Raw genomic sequence first — 23,057 nt, 5'->3', positions numbered from 1 at the left:
AATTAGAAATTTAGTGATTTTGATATTTTAATAATTTTTAAGTGAAATTTAGAACCTCAAAAACCCCGCTCCTCAACTTTTTTTGCGATAAAATCGCCTCAAAAATAAACCCGCCGAGGCGGGTAATTGAAGCGTCGCTTAGCCACAAAATCGCTTTTTATGGCTAAACGACGTTGACTCCTTGAGTCAGCTTACTTTTAATCACCTAATACTATTTTTTATCACCCCCACCCCCAGCCTAAGGATTAAGGACGAAGAAATAAAAACTAAGGATGGGAGCAAAGCCCGTAGTATTCGAGGTAGGTGTAGTGCCAATTCACGTAACCGTCGTAAGTGTTCACGAAAAACTGGTTAACACCATACGGGTCACTAGTCCAGTACCAACCGTAGGAGGAGAAGCCAACGCCTGAATAATCCAGCATACGACCCCACTCCGTGACAAAACCAGAACCTATATGACGCATGTAAAGATTATTAGGAGAAGAAGGAGTAGCGCCGACTGAACCCTGACAAAAAGTGTCTGCATGACTACCACGACAAGATGCATTGGTTAAATCCTTTACCTTAGGAAGGCGATAACCAAGACTATTACACCAAGATAATGTATTAGGATAAGTGTCATACTTAGAACCTCGGTTGACAAACCACTGCTTCAAAGTAAAACCATATTTAATAACTGGATTACCATTATTGTCTCGACCGACCAACTCGAAGGTCTGAGGCAAAGATGGAGTGGAAACACGACCAGGATTGGATGAATTAATCTGGGATTGAGTAGCGTAAGGACCAGTTAAAGTAACGCGTACGCTTGTAGCAGTAGAATTAGACATTGTGACTGTGATACCACCCAGAGAAACTGGAGACCAAGACAATGGCTGACTACTACCACTAATATCTAAATCAAAGTACAATCCATTAAGACCTGTAGTAGGAAAGTTTTGACCGTAACGTGACGGGTCTGTTTCTTGAGTGAGAAAACCCTTAGCAGGGTCCCACATTGAAGAAGGGCCAGCATAATTACCTGTACCGTAATTCAAATTAGGTCGAGCAAAACAAACCACAGGCCCAGCCTTAGGATTAACGTAATAAGTCACATTACTAGCACTGAAAGTACTACGATTAGGAAATCCGTAACGAGTTGATAATGTACCGTTAGTACTGGATAAGGTAACCTTATAAGGTGCAGAACCATTACATGTCGTTAACACAGTATTACGTGATACAGGCCGATTGTTTCTATCGACGATAGATAAACTTAAAGAACCTGTAGCAGTAACACCAGAATCACCATCATCATCACCCCAATAATTATTAGGAGGACCGATAAGTGTACTCAAAGCGACTGAATTTGTATTAGTCGGAACGAACATACGAATATCAGCAAAACTCTGACCCTCAACCGGCAAAGAGATTGGTGCTGAAGAAGATGAAGTATTGGTTGAAGGTGTATATGTAGTTCCGTTAGATAGCGTAATCCCAAGCAGACCGTTAGCATCGACCGCACGTGTACGACCACCGTCGAAAGTCAAATAAGGTGCACTACCCTGTATCGCATTCCTAGTTGTCTGTGATGTCAATGCGTGACCCGAAAAAGGAAGGAAAAAGACCACGAAAAAAACAATCTGCCGGGATAATTGGGAAAAGGATCGAAAACAGGATCCGAAAAAGGATCGCGAAAAGGATCTGAAAAAGCATCCAGAAAACGATCGGAAAGAGGATCGCGGAAGCGATCGCGCGAAAATTCGCAGAATTTCACTTGATTGCGCGGAAAAATAAGTTTCAGTGAAAAATTTAAACTGGGTGCTGGACTTAGACGAATTTAAAAGATAGGTTGGCCAAGTTGCCTGTTGCCTGTTGCCTGTTGAGAATTATAGAACATGTACGACAATCCTGTCAAGTAGTTTTTTGATTTATTTAAAATTTTACACTTCTAAGTTATGTTTTAGCCTCGTAACTAAAACCGTGTAAAAAGTATAGTGATTGGAAAAACACGATGCAACACTTTTTTTCGCTCATTTACGTTAACTTTTGTAAATAGGATCTAAAAAAGATCTAGATGATAATTAATTAAGCGCTGTTTTAATTAAAGATTATCATTATTACAAATCTTTAGAATCACGGTTATTGATCCTAAAAAAATTATTTTAGTATTAAAAATAGTGGTTATGATCATTTAAAAGTTTTAAGTGAAATTTAAAACCTCAAAAACCCGGCTCCTCAACTTTTTTTAATGGAAAAAACAGCTACTAAAAAACGCCATAGTTTAAAGCGGAATTATTTATTTGAGACAACATTGCAAAACAGAATTTAGAACCTCAAAAACCCCGCTCCTCAACTTTTTTGATGGAAAAAACGGGCACTAAAAAGCGCCATAGTTTAAAGCGGAATTACTTATTTGAGGCAATATTTCAAAACAGAATTTAGACCCCAAAAACCCCGTTCCTCAACTTTTTTTTACGGAGGATTCTAATTCTGAATAATAACTTATCCCTAACAATTTAGCTATCTCTTGATTTTCAGCTAGCTGTTTTGGTTCTGCATTAAATATGACGTTTCCATTTTCAATAACCACACAGCGGGAAAAATGGCTAAGTGACTCATCCAAATAATGCGATACCATCATTAAGGTCAGATTAAATTCACTACAAACCTGATTCACCAATGCCAACATTTCAAAGCGCAGAGCTTGGTCAAGAGCAGAAAATGGCTCATCTAATAATAATATAGGACGATGTTGTATAAGACAGCGAGCCAAAGCCACGCGTTGCCGTTGGCCACCCGATAGCTGTTCGGGATAGCGATGGTTAAAGCCTTCCAGCCCGACACGAACCAGTATATCATTAATAGTCGTTTGTTCAGCTCGACTCAGTTTTAATGTCGGCTTGATGCCTAAAGCAATATTTTGTTCAACCGTTAGATGGCTAAATAAGTTATTTTGTTGAAATAGCATCGAGACAGGGCGTTTACCGGGTAACGTTGTCGTGACATTTTGGTTATTTAAGATGATTTGTCCTGATTTAGGAAAGATGAACCCCGCAATCAAGCTAAGTAATGTACTTTTGCCCGCGCCACTTGGTCCGACAATAACAACCCGCTCTTTAGCAGCAATATTTAGCGTAAAGTGCATGTTGAAGTTGTCATATTGATATTCAATTTTTTGAAGTTCGATCATAATCCATCACAACCAATAAACTAAAGGATAAAAGTAATAATATCGCTGCTGTCACAATACTTTCTTGATAGTGATAATGCGATATCTGTTGGTATAAATAATACGGCAAAGTGCTCACTGATTCCCCACCAAATAATGCAATTACTCCAAAATCACCCAATGACAATATGGCAGCAAGGGCAAAACTCATCAACATAAGGCTTTTTAACCCCTTAAAATCGACCAAATAAAAATGCGTTATACCATTGATATTAAGGGTTTGGGTTAATTGCCAATAGCGTGCAGTAATATCATACATCGGCGTAGCTAAATTTTTAAGGATGAAAGGTAGCGCCATTAACCCATTACAAACCATAATTAATAAGCAGATAAAAACAGTGTGATGACTATAACCAAATAACAATAAAAACAATCCCGATGCTAATACCATGTTTGGTATGGCTAATATCAGTGAGGCAACCAGCATAAGCCGATTACTTAATTGACGTTGTTGGTTAATCAATAGTCGGCAATTGGTCCATAGCAAAAGTAACCCAAGTAACATCGCTATCATAGCGGAACCTATAGCAATAAGGATTGAATAGAGTAAGGCTTGTTGCAACATCGATGTGAGTAATGAGATTTGGAAAAAATAGAAACCTTGAAAAAGTATGGTAATCATCGGAGACAGGATAAATAATCCCCCTATTACGATAATGATCATGCTAATCATTTTTAGCCAATTGGTTATCGGTAATTGATAGTTGGACTGACTAAATTTAACACTCAGCTTTCTATCATTTCTATTTATTTTCTGCATCAAGCTGATAAAAACAATACAGCAAACCAACTGCACGCAAGATAGCAATGCGGCTTGTAATAGATCAAAGTCTCGCACCGCTTGATAAATAGCCACTTCCAACGTGGTGTATTTTGGACCACCACCCAATGCAAGCACTATGGCAAAACTCGAAAAACAGAGCATAAAAATAAGTGCTGCCATAGGTAATATTTGTCTACGAAGTAACGGCCATTCAAGTAATTTAAAATAGGTAAATGTTGAAAAATTAAGTTGTGCCGCTAACTGTCTTTGTTCTATAGCAACACTGTTTAATGTTTTGTAAAAGAGCACACAAGCATAAGGAAAATTCAAAAAAACATGAGCCAACAAAATACCTTGCAAGCCATAAATAGGAAATGAAAATGGGATATGCAGTACTTGGCAAATGTAAGCCAGTAAACCTTGTTGCCCATATACCGACAACAACCCTGTCACAACCACTAAAGCGGGTAAAATAAAGGTAATTGGCATTATTTTTATCAGTAACTTTTTACCTTTAAAATCAATAAAGGAGAGCGCCTTAGCCATTAATATTGCTGATGCCAGCGAAAGTATTGTCGATAACAAAGCTTGATAAAAAGTGATCCAAACAATATGAAGTACATAACTATCAAGATAAATCGTCAAATTTCCTGACTCCAAGGCAAATCGCCAAATAGCAATAAGTGCCGAGCTTAAAATGATGAGTATTAAGCTCGCAGCACTTATTCCGGGTAATAACGATTTAAATTTTAACATTGACGATACGGGATCTATTGACTAATTGCCGATTGCCATTCTCGAATCCAAGCTTTTTGATGTTTTTCAATCTCTGCTGGCTCAAATTCTAACGATTTATTGACCGAATTAATTTGCGCAAAGGCATTAGGTAGATCCGTTTTGATAATCGGATACATCACATTTTTCTCAGCAAATTGGTGTTGGACTTCAGGTGTCAGCAAATAACGTAAAAATTGGCGCGCTAGGTCAATTTCTTGACTGTATTTAATAATTCCGGCGACTTCAACTTGACGATAGTGTCCTTCATCAAAAATAGCTGCTTCGTAGTGATGCTCGTTTTCATTAATGATATGTGCCACTGGCGATGTACTGTAACTAAGTACAAAATCCGCTTCGCCTTTTAAAAACATACCATAAGCTTCGCTCCAACCTTTGGTGACCGTCACCGTGTTTTTAGCGATTTGTTGCCAAGCTTCTGCTGCTTTATCACCATAAACTTTTTTTACCCAAAATAGTAAACCAAGTCCTGGTGTACTGGTTCTTGGATCTTGGTAGATGATTTTCCAACCGGCTTTATTTTCAACCAGTTCATGTAAAGAATGAGGTGGATTTTTGACTTTGTTATTATTGTAGATAAAAGCAAAATAACCAAAATCATAAGGCATAAAACTATCATCCCACCAATTGGTGTTGAGATTGTCGGGTTTAGCGATTTGATGAGGAATAAGAATATTCGCTTGTTTGGCTTGCTCTAATAGGTTGTTATCTAACCCTAAAATAACATCCGCATTCGTTTTATCGCCTTCAAGGCGAATACGATTTAAAACTGACACACCATCACCTAATGTCACAACCTCAAGTTGGCAATTGCACTGGGCTTCAAACCCTTTTTTGATTGCCTCACCGGGTCCCCATTGTGACATAAATGAATTATAGCTATAAACCGTCAAAGTGGGCATTTCTGCATTGGCTAATGGGCTAAAAAGTGAAAATAGAAAAATAACAGGTAGTAAAAAGTTTTTACAAAACATTTTGCCTCCAAAAAAATAGGTAAAAGACAAAAGGTTTGAGCAGATATAATAACTCAAATCCCTCCGCTGGCATTATCCAGTTCAGGTTCGACGAGTTATGTCAGTCAATCTGACACTCTCAGCCCACTAGGGCACCCCGTTGAGAACGACATTAGTTTAGAGGGTGAAGGTATAATTGTAAATAGTTACCCTCAACGGTTGCCTACAAACTTATCTACGATTTTGGAAAAGAGTAACTGCCCTTGATCAATCTGATAGCTTGATAAAATTCCCGCTTAGCCCCATTTGTAATCAGAAAATCGATTTCTTGCTTATTTAAGGAGTGAGTGAGTTTTGCATATTCATTCTAAAGGATATTTTCACCATGATTATCATAGTATTTTGTCAATTGTGAATCTGAGTTCTTGCAGATGGTCTTGAGCAAACACCAACGTTGAAAAGAGCAAAAGGATATTGATAATCAGGTAGTTAAATAAATTTCGGCACCTGTTTTCTCTTTATTTTTTTATCTATTTTATAATTAAGTTAATAAATTACATCTAAATAAAAAAATTTTTGTTTATAAAAGAATCAGCTATTTACTTGTCCTTAACTAATCCCACAGTGACAATTTATCAATTTATCAGTATTATATTGGGCATTTTATTTTAATCGATTAGGTTCAGTGTGAATATTCAACAACTATTAACACAACGTGTTTCTCAAGCAATGATTATGGCGGGTGCTGATAAAAACTGCGACGCTTTAATCAAGCAATCAGCTAAAGCCCAATTTGGTGACTACCAAGCAAATGGTATCATGTCTACCGCTAAAAAATTGGGAATGCCACCACGAGCATTAGCTGAAAAAGTTTTACAACATCTTGATATTGATGATATTGCCGATAAAATCGAGATCGCCGGTCCTGGTTTTATTAATATCTTTTTAAAAGATCGTTGGATTGCTGAACAAAACGAAGTCGCGCTAAATAGTGATAAACTGAATATTACTTTACCAGCCAAACCACAAACTATTGTGGTTGATTACTCTGCACCAAACGTAGCAAAAGAGATGCACGTCGGCCATTTACGCTCAACTATTATTGGTGATGCTAGTGTCCGAGTATTAAGCTTTCTTGGTCATAATGTTATCCGTGCCAACCATGTTGGTGATTGGGGAACCCAATTTGGGATGTTAATCGCCTATCTTGAAAAAATGGAAAACGAACATGCCAATGACATGGAACTTTCAGATTTAGAATCGTTCTATCGCGCAGCGAAAAAACATTACGACGAAGACGAAGCCTTTGCCGAAAAAGCCCGTAATTATGTCGTAAAACTTCAAGGTGGTGACCAATATTGCCGTGAAATGTGGCGAAAACTGGTGGATATCACCATGACACAAAACATTGCCACATATAAACGCCTTAATGTCACCTTATCGGTTGAAGATACAATGGGCGAAAGCATCTATAACAGTATGCTACCAGGCATTGTTGCCGATCTAAAACAGAAAAAATTAGCGGTTGAAAGTGACGGTGCCATCGTCGTATTTCTAGATGAATATAAAAATAAAGAAGGCGAACCAATGGGCGTTATTATCCAAAAACGTGATGGTGGCTATCTTTATGCAACAACCGACATTGCCTGTGTAAAATATCGTTACGAAACACTTCATGCTGAACGTATTTTATATTATACCGATTCACGTCAACACCAACATCTAGAACAAGTTTGGGATATCGTACATAAAGCGAAATATGTACCAGAATCCTTAAAACTTGAACACCACATGTTTGGAATGATGTTAGGTAAAGACGGCAAGCCGTTTAAAACTCGTTCAGGTGATACCGTAAAATTAAACGACCTGCTTGACGAAGCAACAGAGCGTGCAGAAGCACTCATTAAAAGTAAAAATCCCGATCTTTCTCCAACAGAACTTGCCAAAGTGATTGATGCAGTAGCGATTGGCGCAGTGAAATATGCCGACCTATCCAAAAATCGTACCACCGATTATGTTTTTGATTGGGATAACATGTTGTCATTTGAAGGCAATACTGCACCATATCTACAATATGCCTATACACGCGTACTGTCGGTGTTTAGAAAATCAAATATCAACGAAGATAGCTTAACTGGTAATATCAATTTAGGCACGGACAAAGAGCGAACATTAGCAATTCGATTAATTCAATTTGATGAAACCGTTTCAACAGTCGCTGCAGAAGGCACACCGCATGTGCTGTGCGCCTATTTGTATGATATCGCCACCCTATTTTCTAGCTTCTATGAGCACTGCCCAATTTTGGCAGCCGAAAATGAAGACTTGAAACATAGCCGTCTAAAACTGGCATCTTTAACAGCAAAAACCCTTAAAACCGGTTTAGATATGCTTGGTATTAAAACGGTTGAAAAAATGTAACAAAACCAGCCACCGATATTGCTCAATATCGGTGGTATATCGCCACTTAAAAACATCTTAAAAATTTCAGCGTTTAAAATTGAGGGAAGTTTTATAAAACGAAATTTATCCCCAAAAAATCCTCAACTTTTTGATATAAAAACACAACTAAACACCACAACTTAAAGCTGGATTATTCATATAAAACAATATTAAAAAGTAGGATTTAGAACCCCAAAAACCCCGCTCCTCAACTTTTTTTGTAATAAAAAAATAAACCCGCTGGTAATTCAAACGTCGCTAAGCCACAAAATCGATTTTTATGGCTAAACGACGTTGGCTCGTAGCTTACTTTTAATTGCTTAATACTTTTTTCCTCACCCCCAACCTTCGGCACTAAAGATTAAGGACGAAAAAATAAATACTAAGGATAGACGCAAAGACCGTAGCCGGAGTACTGCCAATCCACATAACCGTCCTGTGTGGTCACGACATGTTTGACTCTATAATACGAGTCGCTAGTCAAGTACCAATAGTAGTTGAAGCCAACGCCTGAATAATCATCCATTTTACCCCACTCCGAGAAAAAACCAGAACCTATACGACGTATGTAATGATTATCAGATAAGAAAGTAGGATTGGCTACATCCTCCCAATATGCATTAGTTAAATCACGTCTGCTAGGCAGACGTTGATAACCAAGACGATTACACCAAGATAAGGTATCAGAATAATTGCGCACCATAGCACGGTTGACGAACCACTGCTTCAAAGTAAAACCATATTTAACAACAGGAATACCATTATTGTCACGACCGACCAACTCGAAGGTCTGAGGCAAAGATGGAGTGGAAATACGATCAGGATAGGATGAAGCCTGTTGGGATTCGGTAGCGTAAGGACCCGTTAAAGTAACGCGTACGCTTGTAGCAGTAGGATTAGACATAGTAGCAGTGATACCTCCATGAGAAACAGGAGACCAAGACAATGGCTGACTACTATCAGAAATGAGTAAATCAAAGTACAATCCATCAGCGCCAGTTGTAGGAAAGTTTAAACGGTAAGATAACGGGTCAGTTGACTGAGTGAGAAAACCATTAGCAGGGTCCCACATCGAAACCGGACCAGCAAAATCCCAACGAGAGTTATAAGTAGAATCACCACGCTTACCATTTTTTAAATTAGGTTTGGCAAAATTAACTTTAGCACAAACTGAGGTACCAGACTTTGGATTGACGTAATAAGTCTCACTACGGGCACTGAAAGTACTACGATTAGGAAATCCGTAACGAGTTGATAATGTACCGTTAGTACTGGATAACGTAACTCTATAAGGTGCAGAATCAGTACATGTCGTTAAAACAGTATTACGTGATACAGGCCGATTGTTTTTATCGACAATAGATAAACTTAAACGACCAGTAGCAGTAACGCCAGAATCACCATCATCATCCCCCCAATAATTATTAGGAGGACCGATAAGAGTACTTAAATCGACTGAATTAGTATTAGTTGGGACGAACATACGAATATCATCAAAACTCTGACCCACAACCGGCAAGATGATAGGTCTTGAAGAAGATGATGAATTGGTAGAAGGCGTATAATGTGTACCATCAGATAGTGTAATCCCAAGCAAACCGTCAGTATCAACAACACGAGTACGACCACCGTCGAAAGTCAGATAAGGTGCACTACCCTGTATCGCATTCCTAGTTGTCTGTGAAGTTAATGCGTGACTGGAAAAAGGAAGAAAAAACGCCATGGAAAAAACAATCTGCCGGGATAATTTGGGAAAGGATCGAAAATAGGATCTGAAAGAGGATCCGAAATACGATCGAGAAAAGAATCGCGGAAGCGATCGCGCGATAATTCGCAGAATTTCACTTGATTGCGTGGAAAAATAAGTTTCAGTGAAAAATTTAAGATAGGAGTTGAACTTAGACGAATTTAAAAGATAGGTTTGGCAGGTTGGCTGTTGGCTGTTGGCTGTTGAAAATTATATTGCATTTTAGACTATCCTGTCAAGTAATTTTTTGATTAATTTACAATTTTATACTTTTCTGTCAAATTTTAGCCTTGTAGCTAAAACCGTGTAAAAAGTATAGTGATTGGAAAAACACGATGCAACACTTTTTTTTGCTCATTTACGTTAACTTTTGTAAATAGGATCTAAAAAGGACCTGAAAGTTAACCGGTTAAATTTTGTTTTAATTAAATATATTTCAATTACAAATCTTTAAAATTAGAGCGATTGATCCTTAAAAATTTTATTTTAGGGCTTTGAATTAGAAATTTAGTGATTTTGATCATTTAATAATTTTTAAGAGACATTTAAAACCCCAAAAACCCCACGCCTCAACTTTTTTTACGATAAAAAACCGCAAAAATAAACCCGCCGAGGCGGGTAATTCAAACGTCGCTAAGCCACAAAATCGCTATTTTATAACTCAACGACGTTAGCTCCTAACTTACTTTTAATAACTTAATTTTATCTTTCCCCCCTGTTCTAAGAATCAAGGTGAAGGACGAAGGAATAAACTAAGGATAGACGCAAAGCTCGTGAGAGGCCACGTTGAAGGAACCTCCCCAGACCACAGCACCGTCTTCGATCACGACAACCGGACTAGGTCCAACCTTGTCATCAGTCCAGAACCACATGTAGCGGACTGTACCAATACCAAATTCTGGGTAATCGTATAGATTACCCCACTCCGTAATAAAACCAGCACCAATACGACGCTGGTAATGATTATCAGGGGAGGAAGGAGTGGCGCTAGGTATGACTGCATCTGTACGAACTGCATTGGTTAAATCCTTGACACGAGGCATTCGATAACCAAGACTATTACACCAAGATAAATTATCATAATGAGAGTCTTCCCTAGAACCACGCAGGACAAACCACTTTCTTAACGTAAAACCATATTTAACAACTGCATTACCTCTACTATCACGACCAACTAACTCAAAAGTTTGGGGTAAAGATGGCTTTGGTATAAGACCTGGATTACTAGAATTGATTTGGGATTCAGTGGCGAAAGGACCGGTTAAAGTAACGCGCACCGCTCCTGAATTAATTGGGGAATTTGTCATTGTAGCAGTAATTCCACCAAGAGAAACCGGTGACCAAGACAACGAAGCTCCACCACCAATAACTAAATCAAAGTACAAACCACGAGCACCAGTAGTTGGAAAGTTTAAACCATAAGATGATGAGGAAGTTGACTGAGGAAGAAAACCATTATCCGGGTCCCAAATCGAAACAGGACCAGCATAATCATCAGATAGATATTCCTGATTATCACCAAGCTTGCCATACATTAAGTTAGGCCTAGCAAAACATATCATTGGTGATGCATTAGGATAAATATAATAGGTCGCATTACTTGCGCTGAAACTACTACTACTAGGAACACCATAACGTGTGGCTAATGTCACATCTGTACTGCTTAATTTTACCTGATAAGGTGCCTTACAAATTTCTGGTACTGCATTACGAGATACCGCACGGCCGTTTTTATCGACGATAGATAAACTTAAAGAACCGGTAGCTGAAATGTCTCCATCACCATCATCATCACCCCAATAATTATAAGGTGGATCGATAAGCGTACTTAAAACGACTGAATTAGCATTAGTAGGAACCAACATACCAATATCAGCAAAACTCTGCCCCTCGTCTGGCAAGACGATTGGTGTTGAAGAAGATGAAGGATTGTTTAAAGGCGTATATTGTGTACCATCAGATAGTGTAATCCCAAGCAGACCGTTAGCATCAACAACACGAGTACGACCACCGTCGAAAGTTAAATACGGCGCACTACCCTGTATCGCATTCCTAGTTGTCTGTGAAGTTAATGCGTGCCCCGAAAAAGGAAGAAAAAGAGCCACAAAAAAAACAATCTGCCGGGATAATTGAGAGAAGGATCGAAAAAAGGATCGCGCGATAATGCGCAGAATTCCGTAGAATTGCGCGGAAAAATAAGTATCGGTATAAAATAGATGTCGGAAGCTGAACTTAGACGAATTTAAATTATAGGTTGGCCAAGTTGCCTGTTGCCTGTTGCCTGTTGAAAATTATAAAACATGTGCGACAATCCTGTCAAGTAGTTTTTTGATTTATTTGAAATTTTACACTTCTAAGCTGCGTTTTAGCCTCGTAGCTAAACCGCGTAAAAAGTATAGTGATTGGAAAAACACGTTGCAACACTTTTTTTCGCTCATTTACATTAACTTTTGTAAATAGGATCTAAAAAGGATCTAAAAAAGATCTGAAAAATAATTGATTAACTCTTGTTTTAATTTAAGATATTATTACAAATCTTCAAAAAATGATTAAAGATCCTCGAAAATTTTATTTTAGGGATTTGAATTAGAAATTTAGTAAGTTTGATCATTTAAAACTTTTTAAGTGAAATTTAAAACTTCAAAAAACCCGTTCCTCAACTTTTTTTGCGATAAAATACCTAAAAAATAAACCCGCCGAGGCGGGTAATTGTAGCGTCGCTTAGCCACAAAATCGCTTTTTATGGCTAAACGACGTTGACTCGTAGCTTACTTTTAATCACCTAATACTATTTTTTATCACCCCCACCCCCGGTCTAAGGATTAAGGACGAAGAAATAAAAACTAAGGATAGGAGCAAAGTCCGTAGTTGTAGTAGTGGTTCCAACTCACATTACCTTGGTGTATGCTCACGATAGCCATATAACCACCAACCGGGTCACTAGCCCAGTACCAATAGCGGTAGAAGCCAACGTCTGAATAATCTTTCATATAACCCCACTCCGTGAAAAGCCCAGCATCTATATGACGCATGTAATGATTATCAGAGGAAGAAGGGGTGGCGCCGACAGCGCCTTGACATTCTAAATCTGTATCACGACAAAATGCATTGGTTAAATCCTTTACGCTAGGCATTCGATAACCAATACTATTACACCAAGATACAGTATTATAATGATAGTCCACCTTATAACCTCGGTTGACGAACCACTGCTTCAAAGTAAAACCATATTTGACGACAGGAGTACCTTGACTGTCACGACCGACCAACTCGAAGGTCTGAGGCAAAGATGGAGTGGAAATACGACCAGGACTGGATGAATTCTGTTGGGATTCGGTAGCGTAAGGACCAGTTAAAGTAACGCGTACGCTTGTAGCAGTAGAATTAGACATAATAGCAGTGATACCTCCATGAGAAACAGGAGACCAAGACAATGGCTGACTACGACCACCAATATCTAAATCAAAGTACAATCCATTAGCGCCAGTTGTAGGAAAATTTCTACCGTAAAGTGACGGGTCAGTTGACTGAGGGATAAAACCCTTAGCTGGGTCCCACATTGAAGACGGACCAGCAAAATCAAAAGATGGGTAAGTAGGATCATCACCACGCTTACCATACATTAAATTAGGCTTAGCAAAACAAACCACCGACTCAGCCTTAGGATTGACGTAATAAGTCTCACTACTTGCACTGAAAGTACTATGATTAGGAAAACCGTAACGAGTAGATAATGTACCGTCAGTACTGGATAACGTAACCTTATAAGGTGCATTACAAATTGTTAGCACGGAATTACGTGATACTGATTGATTGTTTTTATCGACGATAGATAAACTTAAAGAACCTGTAGCAGTAACGTCAGCATCACCATCATCATCACCCCAATAATTATTAGGAGGACCAATAAGAGAACTCAAAGCGACTGAATTTGTATCAGTAGGAACGAACATACGAATATCAGCAAAACTCTGACCCTCAACCGGCAAGACGATTGGGGTTGTAGATGATGAATTGTTAGAAGGCGTGTAATTAGCTCCGTTAGATAGTGTAATCCCAAGCAGACCGTTAGCATCGACAGCACGTGTACGACCACCGTCGAAAGTCAGATAAGGAGGAGTGCCCTGTATCTGATTTGCTGTTGTCTGTGATGTCAATGCGTGACCCGAAAAAGGAAGGAAAAAGACCACGAAAAAAACAATCTGCCGGGATAATTTAGAAAAGGATCGAAAACAGGATCCGAAAAAGGATCGCGAAAAGGATCTGAAAATGGATTCGGAAAACGATCGAAAAGAGGATCGCGGAAGCGATCGCGCGAAAATTCGCAGAATTTCACTTGATTGCGCAGAAAAATAAACGTCAGTAAAAAATTTAAGATGGGAGCTGAACTTAGACGAATTTAAATTATAGGTTGGCCAAGTTGCCTGTTGCCTGTTGCCTGTTGAAAATTATAGAACATGTACGACAATCCTGTCAAGTAGTTTTTTGATTTATTTGAAATTTTACACTTCTAAGTTATGTTTTAGCCTCGTAACTAAAACCGTGTAAAAAGTATAGTGATTGGAAAAACACGATGCAACACTTTTTTTCGCTCATTTGCGTTAACTTTAGTAAATAAGATCTAAAAAGGATCAAAATGATATTTGGTTAATTGTTGTTTTAATTAAATATATTTCAATTACAAATCTTTAAGAATGTGATTATTGATCCTGAAAATTTTATCTTTGAGTTTAAAATCAATGACATTGATCATTAAATAATTTTGAAATGGAATTTAGAAGATCAAAAACCCCACTCCTCAACTTTTTATTAAAAAGATTATACGTTTTCAACGCTTTTAAGCTGTCTTTAGATATTATTTATTGGGATTAAGAATATTGTGTAGAAGGCATTCACTGGGTTTAATGATTATCTATTATTATTATGACTTGGCATTTTCTAAAGATTTTACTAATTTTTCTGAATATCACCTTGATTAGTAAAAATTGGCGTTAAATTTGGTGTGCTGAGTTTGGAATTAGCCCTTTTATTGCTTTGCCTTGATAAATTATTAAATTTGCAGTCAATACAATATTGTGACTGTATAGACTCCTCAATTATTTTTACATTGATAATGTTAATCTCATTTTTTCGACTCTCGTTAGTTATTATTAAATAATTAGTTAGCTAAGTTTGGGTTATTTGTTTAGAAACTATAGACTATTGTATGGTGATTTGGTTGGATTAAAATCTCAAAAATAATACTTTAACCATTTCATTTGTTTAAATATTTTTTAATTTAAAGTGCTTGATCTTATCATTCAAATGATTAGAATTCTCTGCAATTTATTCAAGATTAAAGTTAACTATTTATGACAAATTGTAATTTTGCAGTCCTAAACAATAATGAATGTAAAGTAGTTTGATCCTCCTTTTTGGGGGATTTTTTTTGTCCAATTAATTTTAAAAGTAACTCAATTGTAGAGGCCCATTATGACCGATAGTAAAACCCTGTTATCAACGAGTCGAGATCAAAGTTTAAAAGCATATTTGATGAATAAAATTAAGCAAAATGGTGGTTGGGTTAATTCACATATGCACGCAGACCGTGCTTTTACCATTACGGTTGATAGTTTTGATGTCTATCAAAAACAGACGTTGATTGAGAAATGGGATACGCTTGATAAAGTAAAAGCCGCTATGAGCGAAGATGATTATTATCGCCATTTTAGCATGGCAGTTGAGCGGATGATTGAGCAAGGTGTGTCAGCAATGGGGTCGTTTGTTGATATTGATCCGATTGCTGAGGAACGGGCTATTCGAGGTGCTCTGCGGGCGCGTGAGACGTATAAAAAAGATATTACCATTAAATTAGTGAACCAAACGCTTAAAGGAGTTATTGATAAAGAGGCGCGTTATTGGTTTGATAAAGGGGCTGATTTAGTGGATATTATCGGTGGCTTGCCTCGTCGTGATGAGCGTGATCATGGTGAAGGTATGGGGCTTGTCCATTTAGATGTGTTGATGCAAACAGGTAAATCATTAGGCAAAATGGTACATGTGCATGTTGATCAATTTAATTCATCAGATGAGATCGAGACTGAGCAACTTACCGATAAAACTATTGAGCATGGTATGCATGGTAAGGTGGTCGCTATTCATAGTATTTCGATTACTGCGCATAGTTTGGAATATCGCCAAAAACTTTATCAAAAAATGAAAGAGGCAAAGATGATGGTGATTGCTTGTCCATTTGCTTGGATTGATAGCCCTCGTCGTGAAGAACATGGCCCTACTCGTAATTCTTTAACGCCTGTGGATGAACTGGCTGCTGCGGGTATTCCTGTTGCAATCGGTACGGATAATGTGAGTGATTATATGTTACCTTTTTCAACCGGTAATATGTGGGAAGAGCTTAAATTACTCGTGACGGGTTGTCGTTATACTGATTTAGATAATGTGGTGAATGTTGCAACCAAAAATGGGCGAATGGTTTTAGGGCTTGAATAATTGCCTAGAAATCTGATTTTAAATTTTTATAAAATCTCACTTTTTGTGGGATTTTTTTGTTTATAGACGATAGTTTTCATTTCTCTTTATTTTTTTATTTTTAGCTTACTTACGTATCGTCTTTTCACTATTTAATCTGCTTTGATTAGAGTTGTAGAAATTTGAAGATAGATTACGCGTATAATTGTTTTAGTTCATGGGTCTATTGATAAAATGGGATCATCTTGATGAAAGAAGTTAAGACTGGTTGGCGGATTGATTTTTAACCCTTAAATAATATTTTATTTAAGGGTTAATCGCACTTTAAATGCGAGTTTTGCTTACGCGTTTATTCGTTCTTGGATTGAGTTTAACCCGTTTTGGAATGCGCTTTTCTGAGGTTGATTTGCTGGTAAAGCTTTTTACTTCCTCTGGTAAGCCTACTAATTGTCGTAAGTAATTAACCGAGTCTATGCCTAGTTCCATCCATGTGCCACGAGATAAGCCTTTCGGTAAGGTGATATTACCATAGCGAATTCGGAGTAATCGGCTAACTTGGACACCTACGGCTTCCCACATGCGACGGACTTCTCGGTTGCGACCTTCAGTAATAACCACATTGAACCACTGATTTAAGCCATCCCCACCTTGTGGTTTGATGGAGTTAAATGCAGCTGGACCATCTTCAAGCTGTACACCTTTGCGAAGTTGATTCAGTTGTTGGTCGGTAATATTGCCGAATACTCGTACCGCATATTCCCGTTCGATTTCATGCCTTGGGTGCATAAGGCGGTTAGCTAGTTCGCCATCGGTGGTGAAGAGTAATAATCCAGAGGTATTAATATCAAGCCGACCAATATTGATCCAGCGTGCGTTTTTTATTCGTGGTAATCGTTCAAATACGTTTGCACGACCTTGCGGATCATGGCGAGAGCAGATCTCCCCTTCTGGTTTATAGTAAGCTAGTACGCGACAGACTTCTTTTTCTTTGCTTCTTAACTGGACTAAGTGGCCGTTGATACGGATTTTAGGGTTGGCATTGACGTCAACGCGATCACCTAGCGTTGCTATTTTACCGTCAACGCTAATTTTGCCAGCTACGATCATGGCTTCAATCTCACGACGAGAACCATTGCCTAAATTGGCTAATACTTTTTGTAATTTTTCAGAATTCAATTTTTTCATTTTGCCTCGCTACCTTCACAGGTATCTTTATCTAAAGTTGGTTTATTTTACCTTGGGTAAAAAACGAATATCGACATAATAACGTTTTGGGTTTGCTTCATCAATATAGACGGTTATTGTCTCTTGATTAATGAAAGGTTTTGGATCAAACCAAATGTTTTCACTTTTAAAAAGATGAATCTCATCGGGTGCTGTTCTGTCTTGCCACTGACTATAAATGATGTAAGGAGAGCGACCTCGGACAGTTAATGCGGTATTTTTTTCAATCGAATTTATCTTGGCTTCAATTTGTCGGCCACTTGCTAACAATGCTCGTTTTAGTTTATTTTTTTTGGATTTAAAATAAAAATAACCACCACTTGTTAAAAATAGTAGGCTTGCGAGTATGCCTAAAATTATTTCTCCAAGCCACATTGAGAAAGTATCGTTAATTTTAGCATGATCAGCGTTTTGCGGATCATAGATAATATCAACCACATCACCTTTCTGATAAGCTGAAGGATTACTACCAACATTTGATTTAACCTTTCGGACTTGTTCCTGAGTATCAACAAATTGAAAGATAGGATAATAAGATACAGATCGATTGCCATTAGAATCTTTTGAATAGGACTCTTCAAAGTCAATAACGGTGCCGGTAGTACTTAGTGAAGAGTTGATAAAATTGATCTGTTTTATCGATAGATAGAGTACCAATGACATTAATCCAATACTTATAATTAAAATAAGTGCCATTATTTTCTTCATTTCTTTCCCTATATAATGTTTAATTTTTTTTATTTAAAAGGTGAAGTATCACCACTTCCTTCTCGAATAATATCAGGATAATCGTGAGTTAGATCAATAACTGTGGTTGGTTGTTCGCTGATATAGCCACCATGAACGATGGCATCAAGTTGATGACCGATTTTATCTTCTATCTCTTCAGGATCAGACTGGGCTTCATTTTCGTTAGGTAAAATTAGCGTGGTGGTCATTAAAGGTTGTCCAAGTAATTCGAGAAGCGCTAAATCTATTTTATTATCGGGAATGCGCAGTCCTATGGTTTTGCGTTTTTCGTTCATTAAGCGTCGTGGCACTTCTTTACTTGCAGGTAAGATGAAGACGTATTTTCCTGGTGTATTGTTTTTTAGCAACCGAAAAGTGGTGTTATCAACGAACGCATAAGATGAGAGTTCGGATAGATCACGACACATTAAGGTGAAGTTATGGTGTTTATCAAGGTTGCGAATTTGGCAAATGCGATCTACACCATACTTGTTATCAAGCAAACAACCTAGCGAATAACCGGAATCAGTCGGAAATGCTATCACACCGCCGTCATTTAATATTTTGACAACTTGATCTAATAATCTTGTTTGTGGATTATCTGGGTGAATATAAAATGTTTGGCTCATAATATTCTTCTTTGTTGATTGCTGGTTAAAAAATGTGAGGAACGGGGTTTTTCATCACGGTTTAATTTATACCCAATCATGCCATATAGGTGTTACGCTACCCGGCAATGGTGTTGTTTTACCTAAATCAAGATAATTAACCAAATCATGAAAATCAGAGCCTTGCGAAGCCAATAACTCAAATTCATTAGCCAGTTTGGCTAGTTTTTGTAAATCATCTTGTGTTTGTCGGCTTTGTGAAACTTCAATCGCATCACCGCCGAATGTTTTAAATTCACTAATTAATAATTTTAATTTAGTTAGGGTCAAATCATAACGAGATGGGTGTGCTAATACAGCTTGTCCACCAGCAGAATGAATGGCATTAATCGCATCAGCAATACCGCAACAATTGGCCGGAACATAAGCATAACCACCTTTGCCTAGGTATTTTTTAAATGCTCGTTTCATATCTTTGACATAACCATTAGCCACTAAAAAGCGAGCGAAATGGGCTCGAGAAACGATATCGCCTTTCGAATATTGTTGGGCTTGTTGATAAGCGTCGTGAATATTGACTTTAGCCAATTTTTCACTAATGCTTATTGCTCTATCAATTCGGCCTTTTTCTTGGGCTAATAACAATTCAAGCAACTGCGTATTTTCAATATCGACATTCAATCCAACAATATGAATTTCGCTATTTTTCCATATCGTCGATATCTCTACACCGTAAATCAATTTTACTGGTAAGTTTTCACGCGCGATAGTCTCTTTTGCTTCAGGCAAACCTTTGATCGTATCGTGATCGGTGATAGCTAGCATGTTGATTTGATTATCTGCTGCTCTTTTAACCAGTTCAGTTGGCGTTAAGATGCCATCTGATGCAGTTGTGTGCGAATGTAAGTCGACAATCACTTTTTTCTCGAAAATTATTTTTAAACGTGTAATATACCACACAATTTGCACGACCACTAAAAGGTATATTATGAAAGATCAAATTCAGCTTGCTCAGCAAGACACTCTTGCTATTATTCAGGAACTTTTAGAAGACGGTAGTGATCCACATGCTATGTATATTATTGAGCACCATATCTCATCACAAAACTTCGATCAGCTCGAAAAAGTGGCGGTAGAAGCTTATAAATTAGGCTATGAAGCAACCGATCCTGATGAGGATGTTGATGATGAGGGCAATGTTGTTATTGGTTTTGATATTATCGCTGAAAGTCCGTTAAATGCTGAGTCAATCAATAATCAAATTGCTCAGGTGATTACATTGGCAAACCAATTCGGGGTTAATTATGACGGTTGGGGAACCTACTTCGAGGATGGCAGTGATGATGATGCTGAAGATGTGGAAACTTTGCACTAATTAATCCCCCTTCTTAATCACCCTTCAACTTTTTGGGATTTATTCTTATCCGCTAAAATAGCGGATAAGAATTATATTTTACATTTTTAAGCCTACAGCCCTACTGGTTCTTTTCTGATTTGGAGAGACACTACGAACCAATACATGTTCAACATTGTTAATGGCAACGGGTCCTTTATAACGCTGCCAACTTTCGCCTTGATTAGTTGAATATTCAATGGCTAATCCCGGATAGACGATATTAGCAATGAGTTTACCATTTTCAATTTTCGCCCCCGGTGTCGGTAAGCGATAAACAATTTTGGCTAAATCAAGTTTGGATAATTCGCGTTGTCCCACTAAATTAGCAAATAATGTCCAATCTTTAAGTAATTGGTTTTGATCGACATAATGCGTCGTTCCTTTCGAAAATTCACGATCTTTTTGGTAAGCAATTTCCCAATCAGCTTGATGCCATGCTCGTTCCGCGACAGCTATTAACCTTGGATATATCATATATTCCATCTGATTATCAGTACGAACAATTTCGCTCCATAGTTGTGCGGATAAGCCGTAACTGCCAGACCAATCTAACGTGCCTTTAGCATTGAATGGGTTTCCATCACGATCAACGGATGTTTCAGCATTTTGGGGTAAGTTATTCGGCGCGAAGCTAAATATTTTACGTTCATCATTAAAACGAGTAGCCCAATAATAACCGGGTTCTAACGTATTAACTTCGTAAGGAAAATCAAGATAAACATAATCAGGATTCGATATCACTATTTGATAACCTTTGTTGGTCCATTCACTCGCTGAGTCAAAACCACCCCAGTAAAGTGTGTCCCAAAAGTTAACAGTGACTTTATCGACAGCGAAGTCTTTGGCACTTTCGGCATATTTTACGCCGTCTTGCCATGCTTGCATGTGATTGATGCCATGATTTTTAACTATTTTACTGGCTTCAATAGCAAAATAACTCGGTAGATGTTTTATATCTTTAATGGTGCCTTGTTTAACCAATGTTTGGCAGGCTTGGGATTTTGCCCACGGTAGATCTTCAATGCTTTGATCGATTAAGCCTTTACCCGCCTCTTTTGCGTGGATATCTTGATATCCCGGACCAAGTCGAATATTTTTGGCTTCATCACCGCCAAAGTGCCAAACAGTCAGTGGTTGTCCTGCTTGGTTATGCATCTTGGCAATTTCTGTGATCACTTTATCGACAAAGCGTTTAGATGAATCTAAGCAAGGATTTAGGTAACTTTTTCGATCGTAAAATTGTACCGTTGTGGTATTTGAATCATCACTTGGATCAACTAAACGAAACTCATTAGCTTCTGCTTGTTTGCCTTCTTGCATTAGTCGTTGATAACGTGCTTCCATAGACACAATTGCCGCTCTGGCATGTGCTGGCATATCAATTTCAGGGATCACCTCAATAAAGCGATCTTTAGCATATTTGACAATTTCAATGTAATCATCACGACTAAAATAGCCACTACCTAAATTATCACTATCAGGCCCTGATCCTAATTGCGGTAATAGGCATTTGTTTTCGCTCAGATCATGACAACGCTTGCTACCGACCTCGGTCAATTCCGGAAGACCTGGGATCTCAATTCGCCACCCTTCATCATCACTAAGGTGAAAATGGAATTTGTTTAATTTATAACTCGCCATTTGATCGAGTAATCTTAACACCGCTTGCTTTGTTTTAAAGTTACGTCCGGTGTCTAACATAATGCCCCGATAGTCAAAGCGTGGGTAATCTTCGACTTTTAGCATAGCAATGGTTGGGTTTTCGTTAACGGGAATCAACGATAAGATCGATTCTACACCATAAAAAATTCCGCGTTCATCAAAGGCAGTTATAGTCGCTTGCTTATCGCCAATATTCAGTTGATAAGCACCTGATACGCCATTTTTAAATTTGGCCGCATCAATATTTGCTACAATCTTATAACCTTTATCCGTTAATGGGATATTTAAATTGTTAAATTGTTGATTGAGTACGGCTAAGCTGGCGTCATTAAGTCCTTTTAATTGAAGATGAATGCCATTTTTACCAAGCTGTATATCTTTTTCAGCAAGGGTAAGTTTCACCGGCGTTGGAATAATTTGCCCACGCATGGCCTTTTTATCAAGTGGCTTAATATCGGCATTACGTTCAAATCGATTAACCGTCGTCATTAAAATATTATGATCATCGGGCGTGCGCTTCCACTGTTCACCAGTTAGGGAAACAAAATCATCCAATTCAGTATTACTGATCACTTTAGGTGTGGCGTCGGTGGATGTTACATACCAGCGAGGGATAACATCCGATTCGCTTAACTGCCAATACTCACCGATAATAGGTATATCTATGCTGGCTTTACCCGGAAATCCGGTAAATTTTTCAGTTGGCTCTATTTTATGAAGATCACCGGTAAGATGAGTGATTTTGAATTGATCATTGTCAACCGCCAATATCATTCTGATACTACTAAAATAGATTGCCCAATCTTTGTCGTTGATAGCTTCGCCATCATTGTTTAGCGAGATTGTGGCTTTGAAACAAGAAGCCCAATCAGCACCTAAAATTGCACAATCAACACCATGTTCACCAGCTTGATTATCAACAATAGTATATTTGACACTAAGCTTTGAACTTATTTCATCAACAATTTTCTGAGAGGCGTAAGCCGAAGAAGCTACTCCAAAACTTAGCAGAGAAACGATTGAAGTAAACAATATTTTAGATTTTTTCATAATATTTCC

At 38.0% G+C, this 23,057-nt stretch carries 15 protein-coding genes and 1 riboswitch; of the genes, 3 read left to right on the top strand and 12 right to left on the bottom strand.

Going from position 1 to position 23,057, the window contains the following annotated elements; translation table 11 throughout:
* Window positions 1-266: 266 nt before the first annotated feature.
* The 4 genes from J3U27_RS09950 to thiB form a co-directional block, all read right to left on the bottom strand.
* Window positions 267-1,610: a hypothetical protein gene (locus tag J3U27_RS09950; protein ID WP_267377375.1), complete on the bottom strand. Its 1,344-nt coding sequence runs from the start codon at window positions 1,608-1,610 to the stop codon at window positions 267-269.
* Between the two features lie 833 nt (window positions 1,611-2,443).
* Window positions 2,444-3,172 carry a thiamine ABC transporter ATP-binding protein ThiQ gene (gene thiQ, locus J3U27_RS09945; protein WP_267377374.1) on the bottom strand — a complete coding sequence of 243 codons (729 nt, stop codon included), beginning with the start codon at window positions 3,170-3,172 and terminating at the stop codon, window positions 2,444-2,446.
* Complete coding sequence (gene thiP / locus J3U27_RS09940) at window positions 3,150-4,730, bottom strand: thiamine/thiamine pyrophosphate ABC transporter permease (RefSeq protein WP_267377373.1); 1,581 nt, start codon at window positions 4,728-4,730, stop codon at window positions 3,150-3,152. Before thiP ends, thiQ begins: the two co-directional genes overlap by 23 nt.
* 14 nt (window positions 4,731-4,744) lie before the next feature.
* Window positions 4,745-5,743, bottom strand: coding sequence for a thiamine ABC transporter substrate binding subunit (thiB, locus tag J3U27_RS09935; RefSeq protein WP_267377372.1), 999 nt, complete (start codon window positions 5,741-5,743; stop codon window positions 4,745-4,747).
* Between the two features lie 40 nt (window positions 5,744-5,783).
* Window positions 5,784-5,892, bottom strand: a riboswitch (TPP riboswitch).
* A 517-nt stretch (window positions 5,893-6,409) separates the two neighbouring features.
* Between thiB and argS the strand changes: the two genes are divergently transcribed.
* Complete coding sequence (gene argS, locus J3U27_RS09930; protein ID WP_267377371.1) at window positions 6,410-8,143, top strand: arginine--tRNA ligase; 1,734 nt, start codon at window positions 6,410-6,412, stop codon at window positions 8,141-8,143.
* Between the two features lie 403 nt (window positions 8,144-8,546).
* Here the strand turns inward: argS and J3U27_RS09925 are convergent, their stop codons facing one another.
* From J3U27_RS09925 to J3U27_RS09915, 3 genes are all read right to left on the bottom strand, one after another.
* On the bottom strand, window positions 8,547-9,887 hold the full coding sequence (locus J3U27_RS09925) for a hypothetical protein (RefSeq protein ID WP_267377370.1): 1,341 nt from the start codon (window positions 9,885-9,887) through the stop codon (window positions 8,547-8,549).
* A gap of 776 nt (window positions 9,888-10,663) precedes the next feature.
* On the bottom strand, window positions 10,664-12,016 hold the full coding sequence (locus J3U27_RS09920; protein WP_267377369.1) for a hypothetical protein: 1,353 nt from the start codon (window positions 12,014-12,016) through the stop codon (window positions 10,664-10,666).
* Window positions 12,017-12,754: 738 nt separating this feature from the next.
* Window positions 12,755-14,101, bottom strand: a complete 1,347-nt coding sequence (locus tag J3U27_RS09915) for a hypothetical protein (protein WP_267377368.1) — start codon at window positions 14,099-14,101, stop codon at window positions 12,755-12,757.
* Between the two features lie 1,282 nt (window positions 14,102-15,383).
* Between J3U27_RS09915 and J3U27_RS09910 the strand changes: the two genes are divergently transcribed.
* Complete coding sequence (locus tag J3U27_RS09910) at window positions 15,384-16,400, top strand: amidohydrolase family protein (protein WP_065734544.1); 1,017 nt, start codon at window positions 15,384-15,386, stop codon at window positions 16,398-16,400.
* Window positions 16,401-16,703: 303 nt separating this feature from the next.
* Here J3U27_RS09910 and rluB read toward each other — a convergent pair whose 3' ends face one another.
* From rluB to rnm, 4 genes are all read right to left on the bottom strand, one after another.
* Window positions 16,704-17,564, bottom strand: a complete 861-nt coding sequence (gene rluB, locus J3U27_RS09905) for a 23S rRNA pseudouridine(2605) synthase RluB (RefSeq protein ID WP_267330904.1) — start codon at window positions 17,562-17,564, stop codon at window positions 16,704-16,706.
* Window positions 17,565-17,606: 42 nt separating this feature from the next.
* Window positions 17,607-18,311, bottom strand: coding sequence for a DUF3592 domain-containing protein (locus tag J3U27_RS09900; protein WP_081299434.1), 705 nt, complete (start codon window positions 18,309-18,311; stop codon window positions 17,607-17,609).
* Window positions 18,312-18,340: 29 nt separating this feature from the next.
* Window positions 18,341-18,961: an L-threonylcarbamoyladenylate synthase gene (locus J3U27_RS09895; protein WP_065561914.1), complete on the bottom strand. Its 621-nt coding sequence runs from the start codon at window positions 18,959-18,961 to the stop codon at window positions 18,341-18,343.
* Between the two features lie 66 nt (window positions 18,962-19,027).
* Complete coding sequence (gene rnm / locus J3U27_RS09890) at window positions 19,028-19,900, bottom strand: RNase RNM (RefSeq protein WP_267352656.1); 873 nt, start codon at window positions 19,898-19,900, stop codon at window positions 19,028-19,030.
* A gap of 28 nt (window positions 19,901-19,928) precedes the next feature.
* Between rnm and rraB the strand changes: the two genes are divergently transcribed.
* A complete protein-coding gene (gene rraB, locus J3U27_RS09885) occupies window positions 19,929-20,315 on the top strand; it encodes a ribonuclease E inhibitor RraB (protein WP_065561915.1) in 387 nt (128 codons plus the stop codon).
* 78 nt (window positions 20,316-20,393) lie between these two features.
* On the opposite strand, the gene J3U27_RS09880 is transcribed toward rraB, so the two are convergent.
* Window positions 20,394-23,048 (bottom strand): beta-N-acetylhexosaminidase, encoded by a 2,655-nt coding sequence (locus tag J3U27_RS09880; protein ID WP_267377367.1) that lies wholly within the window; start codon window positions 23,046-23,048, stop codon window positions 20,394-20,396.
* Window positions 23,049-23,057 lie beyond the last annotated feature (9 nt).

Source organism: Gilliamella sp. B2911 (assembly GCF_026536965.1).
Taxonomy (GTDB): Bacteria; Pseudomonadota; Gammaproteobacteria; order Enterobacterales; family Orbaceae; genus Gilliamella; species Gilliamella apicola_E.
The sequence above is the reverse complement of the archived record's forward strand: the minus strand, read 5'-3'. Positions and strand labels throughout refer to the sequence as shown.